Raw genomic sequence first — 14,750 nt, forward strand, 5'->3', positions numbered from 1 at the left:
CGTATCCTGGTTGAATTTCACCTTTAGGGAATTTCCCAAGTAATGGCAAGATTAATCGTGCAAAGCAGGTATGGCCATATCTATCCCTTACCTTAACAAGGCAGTTGACATATTTAAATAATAAAGAATAGGCTTTTGGCAGCTATTGCCGGTTTAAACGATTTCAGCACTTAATCCTGCATTCAGAAGCTTACTACATCTAGGTTCCAAATCGTTATACTCCCCTGTCTTAACAGTACATTTTCCATTGTAATGGACAATTAACGAGCATTGCTCCGCCTGCTCCGGAGTATGGTCGCAGGCCATTATTAATGTTTCAATGACATGATCAAAAGTATTAACCTCATCATTGAACAAAACAATCTCATTTTGTTTTAGAGTCTCCTCTTCCAAAAGCAATTCTTCCGAGACTTTTTCTTTGGTACTCATAGAATTCAATTTTAATACCTTCTAAAATACATATTTTACTGCAACCCAATTATTCTTTTCCAGATTTTTTTCAAATTTTAACCCTACTTCCGAACATCGTTCCGTAATCTGGGGTATATCCTGCACATAAAAGCCACTCAAGAACATAATTCCCCCCTTGTTAAGGCAATTTACGTAGGCAGGAATATCTTCCAATAATATGTTTCTATTTATATTGGCTATAATAATATCATATTTTTGGTCTACCAATAAATCCGCAGTACCTTCAAAAACATTGATATGGCCACAATTGTTTCGCTCAACATTTTCTTGGGCATTAAGGTAGCACCAGTTATCTATATCTATGGCATCTATATCTTTGGCCCCTTTCATTGCTGCCAAAATAGCCAGAACTCCGGTTCCACTCCCCATGTCCAGAACATATTTACCATTAAAGTCATGATTCAAAATATGCTCTAACATCATATGGGTAGTTTCGTGGTGCCCTGTGCCAAAACTCATTTTTGGTTCTATAATAATATCATATTCCACTTTGGGCTTATCATGAAATGGTGCTCTTACAATGCACTGTTCGCCAACTTGAATTGGGTTGAAATTACTTTCCCAAGTAGCGTTCCAATTCTCCTGCTCTATTTCCGAAAAATCATAATCAATACTAAACAATGGATTTTCCAGAATCTGCAAGTCATCCAAAATATTGGGATTCCAATCTTCCTTTTTAATATAGGCTTGAACCCCAACCTCAGTTTCTACAAAACTTTCAAATTGGACCTCACCCAATTCGGCTATCAGGATATCAGAGGCAGGTTGAACGGGATCTACCTTAAAATTATATTCGATATAAATAGAATTCGACATTTTATTAAAATTAGCTAATTGACCACCCTATTGGAGAAAAGGAACCCGTTGATGATACAACGGGCCCTTGCAAATATTCTATAGTATCCAAACCACTGAAAAGGATGATTTTCAACAGGTATTGAATTATGTATTTTTCTTTAAGCTATTGCTTCAATTATCGCAATAAAATCATCCGCTACCAAAGCAGCTCCACCAATTAAACCTCCGTCTACATCTGGTTTGGAAAAAATCTCAACGGCATTGTTAGGTTTTACGCTACCTCCGTAAAGTATGGAAACATTATTGGCTATGCCGGCGTCGTAAGCGTTTGTAATAGTATTACGAATAAACGCATGCATTTCCTGTGCCTGTTCGGGCGATGCTGTTTCTCCCGTTCCAATTGCCCAAACTGGCTCATATGCCAAGATAATTTTGCTCCAGCTTGAGGCGTCCAAAGAAAATAAGGCATTTTTTAACTGACTTTCAACCACTTTAAAGTGATTGTCAGACTTACGGTCTACCAATTCCTCTCCAAAGCAAAACATTACCCTCATGTTATTAGCCAGGGCGGCCACTACCTTCTTTGATAAAATCTCATCGGTCTCGCCAAAATATGCCCTTCTTTCGGAATGTCCAATAATCACGGTATCTATACCGATGCCCAAAAGCATATTGGCAGATATTTCCCCCGTATACGCCCCATTCTCAGCAAAATGCATGTTCTGTGCAATAACCTCTATCGTAGACGATTTTAATTTATCTACCGCTGCGGCCAAATTTACAAAAGTTGGGGCCACCATTACTTCTGCCTTAGTATCTGGAAGTTTAGCTGAAAGTTCTGCCAATAACACTTCGGTTTCCGCTAAATTCTTGTTCATTTTCCAATTCCCTGCAACTATTTTACTTCTCATTTTGATTCTAATTTATATTGTTCTCTTTTTGTAAATAATGGTATTTTGACTTTCAGTTTTAGACTAATGTGTACACTAACTATTTGAACTCTAAATCATCCAGGTCGTTGTAATGTACTTTTTGGATAATAGTTCCCTGCTCCAAAACAAGGGCACCAGGATTGGACCGTACAATTGTTTTTAATGTGGTTTCATCCGTGAAATAAAAATCGAAATCCAATTGATATTCCTTTTTCATCTTTTGGGTATAATCCGGACCGGAAGCGGACATTCCAATCACCTTATACCCGTTCTTTATGGCCTTATCCGTAACCCTTTTTATATCATTAAAAACACTATAGCGGCTCTTTGCCAGATCATAAGCGATTACCATTACCAATTTGGGTTCCTGTAACAGGGCGGCCGAAAAATCTTCTCCTTCCCGCTCAATAGTAAAATCATGGATCGGGGGTTCATATCCTTTTTGAATTTCTTTGGTTTCCACACCAATAAATTCTCCGTCCACCGAGGGATAATCCCCGTTGGTCACCACCACTTTTTCTTCTCCATCCACATTAAATTTCCAAGTGTAATCAAAAATGGCAACAGGTGCATTCTCCGGAACATTCATGCCTTCTTCTATGTTGGCCCCAATTTTATAGGGTCTAAAATCCAATGCCGGCAGATGGTGAAGCACATAATAGGCAAAGATAGCACTAACCAACAAACTGAGCCCTACAAGAATTCTTTGACTCCTATCCCCTAATGGCGATTTAATATGTTTAACCCCTAAAAAAAGTATAATAATAAGTACCAATAGAATAACATCCTTGGTAAAGGATTCCCAAGGCGTTAATTTTATGGCATCGCCAAAACAGCCACAATCGGTAACTTTATTAAAATAAGCTGAGTAAAAGGTGAGAAAGGTGAAGAATACAATCATCAAAAGTAGACTCCATAGTGTAATTTTAATTCGAAAGCCTATTAACAGCATTACACCCAGCAATACCTCCAGAATTACAACAAAAATTGAAATCCCTAGGGCATAGGGCATTAGAAATTCCAAATCCAGTACTCCCGGACTAAAATATTCCTCCAATTTAAAAGAAAACCCAACAGGGTCGTTCAATTTAATAAATCCACTGATAATAAATAAAACGCCGACAATAATTCGGCACAATGCCACTATATATTTCATATTCTAATTCAATTCTCTTTTTATGAATCCAAATCCAATACCGATTTGAAATTTTATCGTTTTCCCAATTAACTTAATATCACAATAATACATTGTTCAATATCCAATATTTATAGATGGCGTTTTAGGATTTGGTTTCTTTTCCCAAATGTATCATTGCAAATACGGCATAGTTGATCATATCCTGATAGTTGGCGTCTATCCCTTCACTTACCAATGTTTTACCTTTATTATCCTCTATCTGCTTAACGCGCAACAACTTTTGCAAGATCAAATCCGTAAGGGAACTTACCCTCATCTCCCTCCACGCTTCCCCATAGTCGTGGTTCTTATTTTCCATTAAGGTTTTGGTGACGGAAATATGCTTATCAAACAGTGCAACAGCTTCGGAAGGGGACAGATCTGGTTGATCAACAATTCCTTTTTCAATTTGAATTAAGGCCATTACGGAGTAATTAATAATTCCGATAAATTCAGAAATCTCACCCTCATCTACCTTGCGCACTTCGTTTTCCTGCAAACTTCTAATACGCTGTGCCTTGATATATATCTGATCGGTAAGTGATGGAAGCCTTAAAATTCGCCATGCACTGCCGTAATCTTGCATTTTTTTCAGGAAAAGGTCCCTACATATATTAATAACGGCATTGTATTGCTCGGAAGTATTATGCATTTAATCTTTCTAATTTGTGTAAATTTCGCTTAAAATTTTAAACTAATCAAAAATCGAGGTTTAAACTTAACTACCAAAAGTTTTACCGCCTTTTATCTTATAAAAAACATGACCCTTAACTGCAAAGGAAATTTATTGGATTTAAGTATACCAAGAGTAATGGGTATACTCAATATAACTCCAGATTCATTCTATGATGGTGGCAAATACAAAAACGAATCCGATATAATTTCCCAAGTTAAAAACATGTTGACCAATGGGGCAACCTTCATAGATGTGGGGGCGTATAGTTCCCGGCCCGGTGCAGCCCACGTGGATGAAAAAGAGGAGCTGGCACGTATTATTCCAATTATAAAACTATTGGTCAATACTTTCCCGGATATCCTATTATCCATTGACACCTTTAGAAGCAGCGTTGCCGATGAATGCCTAAATCTAGGAGCTGCCATGATCAATGATATATCGGCTGGTAATTTAGACCCTGAAATGTTGGCAATAGTAGGCAAACACCGCGTGCCATACATTATGATGCATATGCGGGGTACTCCCAACAGTATGCAGGGCAAGACAAATTATGAAAACTTATTGGGAGAAATACTTTATTATTTTTCGGAAAAAGTGGCCTTGGCAAGGAGCATGGGAATTAACGATATAATTATTGATCCCGGCTTTGGTTTTGCAAAGACTTTAGAGCAAAACTATGAGATTTTAAAAAAATTCAATTTACTGCACCACCTGGAACTACCGGTATTAACGGGAATAAGCAGAAAATCCATGATCTATGGACTACTTGATAGCTCTCCGGCCGAGGCATTAAATGGCAGTACGGCACTACATATGTATGCGCTGACCAAGGGCTCACAAATATTGAGGGTACATGATGTTAAAGAGGCCATGGAGTGCATTCAATTATTTAAAGCCATCAAGGGTTTCGATAAATCACAAGAACCCATTTAAATTAATGTCTATAGGAAAATTGTTCAAAAAAGGACCAAAACATTTTTTGGAATTTAATATACGGTTATGGCTTATTTCCTATTTTTACAAAAACCACAGGATTGGATTTTTTAAACTTCTTAGATTTTAGTGTTACGGATATAATAGACATCTTTTTGGTGGCTGTACTTATGTATTACGTATACCAATTGGTTCGGGGAACCGTAGCCATAAATATTTTTATTGGTATTGTTATTGTTTGGGCTTTTTGGAAATTGACCGAAGTCCTGGAAATGAAAATGATCAGTAGTATGGTGGGTGGCTTTATGCAAGTGGGCCTAATTGCCCTTATCATTGTTTTCCAACAGGAAATTAGAAAATTTCTTTTAATGGTGGGTTCTACCAATTTCGCTTCCAAACGCAACTTTTTAAAACACTTTAAGTTTCTAAAGGAAGACGGACTAACCATTGGGACAAATGTAGATGCTATTTTGGCGGCCTGCGAAAGAATGGGAAACACCAAAACGGGCGCCCTTATTGTTATTGCCCGAAATAATTCGTTGGACTTTGTTAAGTCCAGTGGCGATAAGATGTATATAGAAATTACCCAGCCTATTCTGGAAAGTATTTTTTATAAGAATAGTCCATTACACGATGGCGCGGTAGTCATTGAAGATAATTTTATTGTGGCTACACGGGTAATTCTTCCCGTCTCCAACGAACGCTCCATTCCATTACGCTTTGGTCTGAGACATAGGGCAGCCGTTGGCATTACTGAAAAAACCGATTCCCTGGCTCTTATTGTTAGCGAGGAAACCGGTCTTATATCCTATATTAAAAATGGAGAATTTGTTCTGTTTAAGGATTTGGCAGAATTGGCCAGTTTAATAAAATCGGATCTGCTTTAGTCCAAAACAATAAGTTAACCCTTAGGCCACCTCTTCTGCCAAAAATTGCGCTTCATAAAGATTTTGGTAGTACCCTTTTTGTCTCAATAGCTCTTTATGGGTTCCGGTCTCCACGATCAATCCGTCCTGCATCACCAAAATTTTATCGGCCTTTTTAATCGTTGCCAAACGGTGGGCGATAATAATTGAAGTCCGGCCCTCGGTGATTTTTTCCGTAGCCCTTTGTATCAACTGTTCTGAATAGGTATCTACAGATGAAGTAGCCTCGTCCAAAACCAGAATACTGGGATTACTGACATAGGCCCTTAAAAAGGCTATCAACTGTCGCTGACCACTGGAAAGCATGGTACCCCTTTCCTTTATATTATAGGTATAACCCCCAGGAAGACTGGAAATAAACTCGTGGACCCCTATCTGCTTGGCAGCCTGTTCCATAAGCTCTATGGTAATATCATTATTCTTTAGGGAAATATTATTTGCAATTGTATCGGCAAAGAGAAATACATCCTGCAATACCACTGCTATTTTAGATCTTAAAGAGTTTAGTTTGTAGTCCTTAATATTGATCCCATCGATCAATATGGCACCGGAATTAATTTCATAGAAACGATTCAGCAAGTTAATTATGGTAGATTTACCCGCACCTGTTGCCCCTACTATGGCAATAGTCTCTCCCGCCTTAACCTTAAACGAAATTCCGTGCAGTACTTCTTCATTTTCCAAATAACCGAAGCGTACATTGTTAAATTCTATATCCCCAATTACACTTTCCTTATCAATTGTCCCTATATCCTGAATATTACTGTCCGTGTCCAAAATTTTAAACACCCTATTCGCAGCTACCATTCCCATTTGCAGGGTATTAAACTTATCCGCTATTTGCCGTAAGGGGCGGAACAACATGCTGGACAATAAAATAAACATAAAAATGGTACCGTATTCCTCTTGGCTAATATTTGCGACATTCTGCAACCCCCCGTACCACACGATCAAACCCACAGTAATGGATGAAACAATTTCGGCGACCGGAAAAAAAATGGAGTTGTACCACACCGTTTTTAACCAAGCATTTTGGTGTTTCTCATTGATTTCCCTAAACTTTTCCTTCTCTATTTCCTCCCTTGTAAATAACTGCACTATCTTCATGCCGGTTATACGTTCCTGTACAAATGAATTTAAGTTGGAAACCTGTGCCCTAACCTCTATAAAAGCTACCTTCATGGCCTTTTGAAAAAGCCTTGTGGCGTATAATATAATGGGTAAAACGGCAAATACGATCAAGGAGAGTTTCCAATTTGCCACCAGCATTACTATGGCTACGACCAACATTTTAAGAAGGTCTGATACGATTACAAAGAATCCCTCACTAAAAATCTCACCAATCCTTTGCATATCGGTCACAGCACGAGTAACCAATAATCCAATGGAAGAATTGTCATAATATTTCATCTTAAACCCCATAAGATGATTGAATAACTTTATCCGAATATCCTTTATAACCGATTCTCCCAACCAGTTGGCGTAATAATTAAAATACAGCTGGCTTAAAACTTCCCCTAGTAAAACACCTACCATGGCCAAGGTCAATGTCAATAATCTTTGACTATCCTTATTGGTGATGGCGTTATCCACTATCTCTCCCACCAGTATAGGGGTGAGCACAGCAAAACCTGATAGTAGTATTGCCGCTATGGCAACGCCATAAAAGGTTAATTTATATGGTCTAACATGTCTAAGCAGTCGCTTAAACAATCTGTAATCAAATGCCTTTCCTGTATCCTTATCCATTGTGATCCATAATATTTTTTGGATATTTTATTGATGTCAAATATAATCCTTTTGCAGGCACCGACACCCCTGCATTGCCCCTATCCTTACTGGCCAAAATAGACTCTATGTCCTCTAGGGAAGATTTACCCAATCCAACATCTACTAGAGTCCCTACGATAGCACGTACCATATTTCGCAAAAATCTATCTGCGCTAATGGTAAAAACCAACTTATCGCCTTCCTTAACCCATAGGGCCTTTCTAACATCGCAGAAATAGGTTTTTACATCGGTATTGGACTTTGAAAAACATTTAAAATCCTTATGTTCCACTAAAATAGCAGCCGCTTTGTTCATCTGCTCTATATTTAACGGATATTTCACATAATAGGCCGCATCCGCCAAAAATGGATTCTTATCCTGTACTATCCAATATTCGTATATACGTTCCAATGCATCAAAGCGGGCGTGTGCATCTGCGGGAACTCCAAGAATTTCCATTATGGCAATATCATCGGGAAGGAAGGCGTTTAATCGGTAAACCAAATCTTTACCAATAATAAGTTTATCGGAATCAAAATGCGCGTACATTACCTTGGCATGTACCCCTGTGTCGGTCCGCCCCGCCCCTGTCAAGGCTACCGGTTCCTGCAGGATCAAGCTCATCGCATTTTCCAAAACCTCCTGCACCGTAATCGCATTAGGTTGTTTTTGCCAACCGTGATACACCTTGCCTTTATAAGAAAATTGGACGAAATATCTCAAATGAATGCTTTAGTTTTGTAATTGGCAAAGATACTTGTTCTAATGGAGAAAAACAGAATGCGGAAGCGTTTTACAAAGATGAAATTGTAGTTTTGCGCTCATTTAATTATTTTTTTGGCTTGACCGGTTTAACCATCCGAATCTTTATACCTAGTGTTCAACAAGCCTTAATATTTTACAGCACTATATGAAAAAAATACTCTTGCTCTCCGATACCCATGGCCATATGGACGAAAAAATTCTAAAATATGCCAAGGTCGCAGATGAAATTTGGCACGCAGGGGACATTGGCAATTTGGAGGTAATGGATACGCTACAAAAAATAAAGCCTATAAAAGGAGTATATGGAAATATAGATGAATATAAGGTCCAATTGGAGTACCCGTTGGACAACCGATTCACATGTGAGGATGTTGATGTCTGGATAACCCATATAGGAGGATATCCCAATAAGTATAATGTGCGGATCAAGGAAGAAATCAAAAGGAATCCTCCGAAACTATTTATCTCCGGACACTCCCATATTCTAAAAGTAATGTGGGATAAAAAGTTGAACCTGCTACATATGAACCCAGGGGCATGTGGAATACATGGTTTTCACCAAATACGGACTATGCTGCGATTTGTAATTGATCAAGAGAACATTAAGGATTTGGAAATTATAGAACTTGGAAAAAGAGGATAATTCATAGTAGCCTTTATGGTTCTATAATACTAAACCACTATGCCCCGCTAAAAAAGCGGGATTAGTTCTACCAACAGTTTTAAATTAGTTGTAATCAACTTTTTAAAACTGAGTTTCACTAATAAAAAACCCGGGCACTACCCCGGGTTCACGCACTAATACTACTAAGATGTTAGGTTTAACGTAAACGATCCACAGATTTTACAAGATCTTCATCCTTTTTTATTGCCCTGTTGGCCAGGACTAAAAAAACGATAGAAAATACAGGAATCAGCATCCCAATACCCTTCTCAGAAACAATAGTTTCTCCGGATAAGTTTAGTGATCGGTAAACGAAAAATCCTAGTAAAAAAAGATTCAATATCATATTCAACCTGTTTACCACAAATTGATTTTGTCTATTCTTAAATAAAACTATGGCCAATAGTCCAAGGACAGCCACAATATAAAAAGCTATGGAAAGGAATATTTCATTTTCAGCGAATATTTCATTTCCCCCGGCATCAGACCATAGATTTACAAAAAACGGTACAACCGCCCCTAATAGTATAACTACGATTAAATAAAGTGTCTGAATTCTTTGAATCATGCTTTTTAATACAATTGAAAAGCAAAAATAAGTGTCTTTTTAAAAATTATCACCTAAATATTGAAAATAATTTGTAATATTGCTACGTTATAAGTCAGATTACTTACCAACAGGGGATTTCATTCCCTTTATTATCCATAACAAGAACAACATACACTTCATATTTTCGTAATAAGTATAATTTATTCAAAACTTAATGTTTGAGATTTCAGATTTAAAATCAAAAAAGCTTCCTGAGCTTCAGGAAATAGCCCAGGGACTTAATGTTGCCAAGTTTAAAACTTTAAAAAAGCTAGATTTGGTATATCAAATTTTGGATGTACAAGCATCCAACCCCAAAATTGTCCAGGAAAGAACCGAGATAGCTTCAGAGGAGAGCACCGCTCCCAAGCCCAAGAGGTCCAGAATAGCAAATGACAAGTCTAAGCCAGCCGTTACAAAGTCGCCAGTTGCCATTAGACCGGAAACTAAATCTGTAGAAATAATAGAAAAACCTACTGAGCAGGAGGAAAAACCTGTGACAGTCGAGGACAAGAAGGAGGACAAACCCGAAAGAAAACCTCGCCAACACAATAAACCCGTTCCGGCAAAAAAGGAGTTTCAAAAGGCTGCACCTCAACTAAATACATCGCAACAAAATACTCCCCAATCCAACAAACCTCAACATAAAAAAAATCCACACCATCAAAAAAATAGCGTTGACAAAATCAACAGTAATTTTGACAAGGATCTAAAAAATAAATACAAAGAACCTGAATTTGAGTTCGACAGTATTATTGAAAGTGAAGGTGTACTGGATATTATGCAGGATGGCTACGGATTTTTAAGATCTTCGGATTACAACTATCTTTCTTCACCGGATGATATTTATGTATCCCAGTCCCAAATAAGATTATTTGGACTAAAAACTGGAGATACGGTACTAGGTAATGTACGCCCACCCAAAGAAGGTGAAAAGTATTTCCCTCTCATTAAAGTGAATAAGATAAACGGGATAGATCCTCAAATAGTTAGGGATAGGGTGTCTTTTGAACACTTGACCCCATTATTCCCTCAGGAAAAATTTAACCTCGCCGAAAGGCAGAGCACCATTTCCACGAGAATAATAGATTTATTCTCCCCTATCGGAAAAGGACAAAGGGGCATGATCGTTTCCCAGCCTAAAACTGGTAAGACTATGCTCCTAAAGGATATTGCCAATGGTATCGCCGCCAATCATCCTGAAGTTTACCAAATTATTCTTTTGATAGATGAACGTCCAGAGGAAGTTACCGATATGCAACGCAATGTTCGCGGTGAGGTTGTTGCCTCTACTTTTGACAAGGAGGCTACAGAACATGTTCGGGTTGCCAATATTGTTTTGGAAAAAGCAAAACGTTTGGTAGAATGTGGACACGATGTTGTCATCTTATTGGATTCCATTACACGTCTGGCACGCGCCTACAATACTGTACAACCTGCCTCAGGAAAAGTCTTGAGTGGTGGTGTGGATGCCAATGCACTTCACAAACCAAAACGTTTCTTTGGTGCTGCACGTAATATTGAAGGAGGAGGTTCCTTAACCATTATTGCAACTGCACTTACCGAAACCGGCTCTAAAATGGATGAAGTCATCTTTGAGGAATTCAAAGGAACAGGAAACATGGAATTACAACTGGATAGGAAAATATCCAACCGTAGAATATTCCCTGCTATCGACCTTACTTCTTCGAGTACAAGGCGTGATGATCTTTTATTGGATGAAAACACCATTCAGAGAATGTGGATCATGAGAAAGTATCTAGCAGATATGAATCCCGTGGAGGCCATGGAATTTATTGAACAAAGATTTAGGCAAACAAAGAACAACGAAGAGTTTTTATTGACCATGAATCAATAAGCCATAATAGAAAGATCCCCGTAAAATGGGGTAAAGTTTAAAATCCCATTTGGTTAAAAGGCCAAATGGGATTTTTTTTGTTTCAATTCTTGGCATTTAAATTCACTTATTTTTTTAAGTGATTTTTTTAGATGTACAATAATCAGTAATTTAACATATAATTTAACAAGTGTTTTCCCCCAACGCTTATCACAAAATTCACTTTTTTTAACACTAACTGTAAAAATTTGACTTATGAAAAATCTAAAAAGAATTTGTACAAAATTATGTTGTGGTGCCCTAGTTATTTTTGGTTTCATGTCCTGCGAACAAAAAAAGGAAAAACCGCCCGTACAAGAACAGGAACCCAGTGAAATTATGGCCCCTAAACAAATTGTTACCGTGGCCCAAGCCAAAACTATGTACGACTCCTACGGTGAGCGTAGGGTGGGCCTAATTGAAAAATACGAAAATGAACTTGCGCCGGAAAAAAAATTCGATGTGGCCCGTTTTGGATATTATGATTACAACACCATTAAAGAATACATGAACTATATTGAACAGGAAGCGAAAAAGGCAAATGTGGAGATTTCCTCACTGCGTTTTTATTTTTCCAATTATCCAGATAAAAAAACATTTGAGGATGGTAGGGAAATAAAACATCCTAAACAAAATTCATTTTTTATCATTCCTGCCACAAAGGTTGAAAACAATCGTGAGTATGGCTTTTATATTATGGAAGAGGACAATGGAAAAAACATTCCTGTTTTGCTTACCGATAATTTGGAACCAAAAAAAGACGGAGATATGGACAGACAGCAGTCGGGAGCAGCCAAATCGGAGGCCTCCTTTATGCCTACGTCCTCTCCCGCTCCCTTCTATGTTAAAAACAAAAGTCTTGTTTTAAACGAGGCCAATATGGTACCACCTCCCTACCATACCGATTAGTAAAACCGGACAACCCCAATCGAAGCAAAAATGGAAGTATTGGATACTATTTTAGAGAACGCGAGTGAGCCGCTCTATGCCGTAACCTTATTGATAGCACTAATAAAATACCCAAAATATTACAGTAGTCCATTAAAGTATTTTCCCGTTCTGTTAATGTATACCTTCTTAACAGAATTATTAGGTTATTTTACAAAGAACTACGAAGTGTTCCATATTTCCATTTTTACTTCTATTGTTAATCACAATGTTTTTATTTATAATATTTACAATTTAGTATTCTTTCTCTATTTTTTTTACGTGTATTGGAATTATATAGAAAATACAAAATACAAGAACTACATATTGTACGGCGGCATATTTTATCTACTTATCTCCCTTTTGAATCCTTTTTTTCAAAATTTTAAATTGGAATCCCAAATCTTTAGTTACCTGGCCGGGGCACTTACCGTTTTGATATGCATAATTCTCTTTTTTTGGGAACACCGTTATGCAACCAAAAGATTGGATTATAGGTATACGGGAATTAAATGGATAAGCATTGGTCTCTTAATTTTCCATATAGGTTATGTCCCCATTAAAGCTTCCCGATTTTACAACTACATAAACCAAATAAACGAATACGTGCATTTTAGAAGAATCCACCTAACGCTAATAATAATAATGTATATCTGTTTTATGGTTGGTTTCTTAAGAATGAAACGCAAGTTCTGGATTTGATCTGGGCATGGCATTTTTCACACCTTTAAATTAAAGAGACTGAATTTCCCCAAAACCTATCCTCTTTCGTCTATATAAAGACAACACCAAGGATTTAGACAACAATTTAACTTAAATATATAGGGCAAAAGCCTCTATTCCCGCCTACTTTTTAATATAAACCGTCTTTTTGTTCACAAACTCCAACATACCCTCCATAGACAATTCCCTACCATACCCTGATGTTTTGGTACCTCCAAAAGGCAATCTGGGGTCGGACTTTACCATTTCATTTATAAAAAATGCCCCATCGGGTATATCCCCAATTATTTTTCTTGCTGAAGTTATATCCTCCGTGAACAGCATGGAACCCAGTCCAAACTTAGAGTTTGCGGCCAAGGCAATGGCTTCCTCCCTATCCTTTGCTTTTACGATGGCCGCCACAGGCCCAAAGAGTTCCTCATCAAAGGCCGGCATCCCTGGAACTACTTCTGTAAGTATAGTAGGCTCATAATAGGAACCACTCTGGTTATTGCCAAATAAAACCTTGGCACCCTTATCTACTGACCTCTTTACCTGTTGCGCAAGGGTTTTTGCTAGGTCCTCTCTTGCCATTACACCTATTTCTGTTTGATTGTCCATTGGGTCCCCAGATTTCAGACTATGGACTTTATTCCGAAATTTCATTAAGAACTCTTCATAAATAGCCTCCACCACTATAAATCTTTTTGCCGCTATACAACTTTGTCCGGTATTCTGCATTCTGGCCATTACCATGGTATCCATATGGGAATCCAAATCGGCATCTTCCCAAACAATACAGGAATTATTGCCACCGAGTTCCATGACGGATTTTTTTAAATACTTTCCTGCCTGCGCCGCTATTGCCCTACCTGCTTTCTCACTCCCTGTAAGGGTAACCCCCTGTACAATTGGATTGCCAATTATAGACTCCAACTGTTTATGGTCTGCAAGAATAAACTGGAAGCTTCCTTCAGGATAACCTGCCGATTTAAATAATTCCTGAAGTGCCAATCCACATCCAGGAACATTACTGGCATGTTTTAAAATTACTGTATTACCGGCAGTGAGAGTAGGGGCTGCAAAACGGATAACCTGCCAAAAAGGAAAATTCCAAGGCATAATGGCCAATACGCAACCAATGGGGTCATAACTAATAAAACTTTCGTCGGCCTCTGTTTCTATTAGATCATCCGCAAGGAATCCAGCTGCATTCTTAGCATAAAAATCACAGGCCCATGCGCATTTTTCAATTTCAGCAATACCCTGACTTATAGGTTTGCCCATTTCTTTGGTCATTAATTGGGCATAATTTGTTTTATTTTTCAATAAAGCCTTGGCTAAATTTTTTAATAATCCCGCTCTATTTTCTACAGCTTCATTTTTCCAAGTTTTAAATACTGACTCCGCCCTTTCCATTACTGTTTCAATTTCCCCATCAGAATAGATTCTATACTTTTCCAATGGCTTTCCATCATATGGATTTACTGACACTATATATTCCATTTGTTGTAGTTTTAGTATTTGTAATCAATTCAATATA

General features: G+C 37.8%; 15 protein-coding genes. 6 read left to right on the forward strand and 9 right to left on the reverse strand.

Annotated elements, in window-relative coordinates; all coding sequences use genetic code 11:
- Positions 1-153 precede the first annotated feature (153 nt).
- From CWD91_RS06090 to CWD91_RS06110, 5 genes are all read right to left on the reverse strand, one after another.
- Positions 154-429: an ATP-dependent Clp protease adaptor ClpS gene (locus tag CWD91_RS06090; RefSeq protein WP_103440092.1), complete on the reverse strand. Its 276-nt coding sequence runs from the start codon at positions 427-429 to the stop codon at positions 154-156.
- Positions 430-450: 21 nt separating this feature from the next.
- Complete coding sequence (gene prmA / locus CWD91_RS06095) at positions 451-1,287, reverse strand: 50S ribosomal protein L11 methyltransferase (protein ID WP_103440093.1); 837 nt, start codon at positions 1,285-1,287, stop codon at positions 451-453.
- A gap of 140 nt (positions 1,288-1,427) precedes the next feature.
- Positions 1,428-2,180, reverse strand: coding sequence for a triose-phosphate isomerase (gene tpiA / locus CWD91_RS06100; protein WP_103440094.1), 753 nt, complete (start codon positions 2,178-2,180; stop codon positions 1,428-1,430).
- 79 nt (positions 2,181-2,259) lie between these two features.
- The gene (locus CWD91_RS06105) at positions 2,260-3,357 is read right to left on the reverse strand and encodes a BT_3928 family protein (RefSeq protein WP_103440095.1); all 1,098 of its coding nucleotides are present in this window, start codon (positions 3,355-3,357) and stop codon (positions 2,260-2,262) included.
- Between the two features lie 124 nt (positions 3,358-3,481).
- Entirely contained in the window at positions 3,482-4,030 is a 549-nt protein-coding gene (locus CWD91_RS06110; RefSeq protein ID WP_103440096.1) for a DUF1599 domain-containing protein, read from the reverse strand.
- A gap of 108 nt (positions 4,031-4,138) precedes the next feature.
- Between CWD91_RS06110 and folP the strand changes: the two genes are divergently transcribed.
- On the forward strand, positions 4,139-4,987 hold the full coding sequence (gene folP, locus CWD91_RS06115; protein ID WP_103440097.1) for a dihydropteroate synthase: 849 nt from the start codon (positions 4,139-4,141) through the stop codon (positions 4,985-4,987).
- Positions 4,988-5,088: 101 nt separating this feature from the next.
- Positions 5,089-5,874 (forward strand): diadenylate cyclase, encoded by a 786-nt coding sequence (locus CWD91_RS06120; protein ID WP_103440098.1) that lies wholly within the window; start codon positions 5,089-5,091, stop codon positions 5,872-5,874.
- A 21-nt stretch (positions 5,875-5,895) separates the two neighbouring features.
- On the opposite strand, the gene CWD91_RS06125 is transcribed toward CWD91_RS06120, so the two are convergent.
- Both CWD91_RS06125 and truA read right to left on the reverse strand, forming a co-directional pair.
- Positions 5,896-7,662 carry an ABC transporter ATP-binding protein gene (locus tag CWD91_RS06125; RefSeq protein WP_103440099.1) on the reverse strand — a complete coding sequence of 589 codons (1,767 nt, stop codon included), beginning with the start codon at positions 7,660-7,662 and terminating at the stop codon, positions 5,896-5,898.
- The gene (gene truA / locus CWD91_RS06130) at positions 7,655-8,407 is read right to left on the reverse strand and encodes a tRNA pseudouridine(38-40) synthase TruA (protein WP_103440100.1); all 753 of its coding nucleotides are present in this window, start codon (positions 8,405-8,407) and stop codon (positions 7,655-7,657) included. Before truA ends, CWD91_RS06125 begins: the two co-directional genes overlap by 8 nt.
- Before the next feature lie 187 nt (positions 8,408-8,594).
- Here truA and CWD91_RS06135 point away from each other — a divergent pair, with 187 nt between their 5' ends.
- Positions 8,595-9,092 carry a metallophosphoesterase family protein gene (locus CWD91_RS06135; RefSeq protein WP_103440101.1) on the forward strand — a complete coding sequence of 166 codons (498 nt, stop codon included), beginning with the start codon at positions 8,595-8,597 and terminating at the stop codon, positions 9,090-9,092.
- Positions 9,093-9,270: 178 nt separating this feature from the next.
- Here CWD91_RS06135 and CWD91_RS06140 read toward each other — a convergent pair whose 3' ends face one another.
- Positions 9,271-9,681, reverse strand: coding sequence for a DUF4293 domain-containing protein (locus CWD91_RS06140; protein WP_103440102.1), 411 nt, complete (start codon positions 9,679-9,681; stop codon positions 9,271-9,273).
- Positions 9,682-9,877: 196 nt separating this feature from the next.
- On the opposite strand from CWD91_RS06140, the gene rho reads away from it, so the two are divergent.
- The 3 genes from rho (at position 9,878) to CWD91_RS06160 (ending at position 13,207) form a co-directional block, all read left to right on the forward strand.
- Positions 9,878-11,560, forward strand: a complete 1,683-nt coding sequence (rho, locus tag CWD91_RS06145) for a transcription termination factor Rho (protein ID WP_103440103.1) — start codon at positions 9,878-9,880, stop codon at positions 11,558-11,560.
- A 234-nt stretch (positions 11,561-11,794) separates the two neighbouring features.
- Positions 11,795-12,487: a hypothetical protein gene (locus tag CWD91_RS06155; RefSeq protein WP_157943734.1), complete on the forward strand. Its 693-nt coding sequence runs from the start codon at positions 11,795-11,797 to the stop codon at positions 12,485-12,487.
- A 30-nt stretch (positions 12,488-12,517) separates the two neighbouring features.
- Entirely contained in the window at positions 12,518-13,207 is a 690-nt protein-coding gene (locus tag CWD91_RS06160) for a hypothetical protein (protein WP_103440106.1), read from the forward strand.
- Between the two features lie 144 nt (positions 13,208-13,351).
- Here CWD91_RS06160 and CWD91_RS06165 read toward each other — a convergent pair whose 3' ends face one another.
- Complete coding sequence (locus CWD91_RS06165; protein WP_103440107.1) at positions 13,352-14,713, reverse strand: NAD-dependent succinate-semialdehyde dehydrogenase; 1,362 nt, start codon at positions 14,711-14,713, stop codon at positions 13,352-13,354.
- Positions 14,714-14,750 lie beyond the last annotated feature (37 nt).

It is taken from the genome of Arenibacter hampyeongensis, assembly GCF_002909255.1.
In the GTDB taxonomy this organism is placed as follows: Bacteria; Bacteroidota; Bacteroidia; order Flavobacteriales; family Flavobacteriaceae; genus Arenibacter; species Arenibacter hampyeongensis.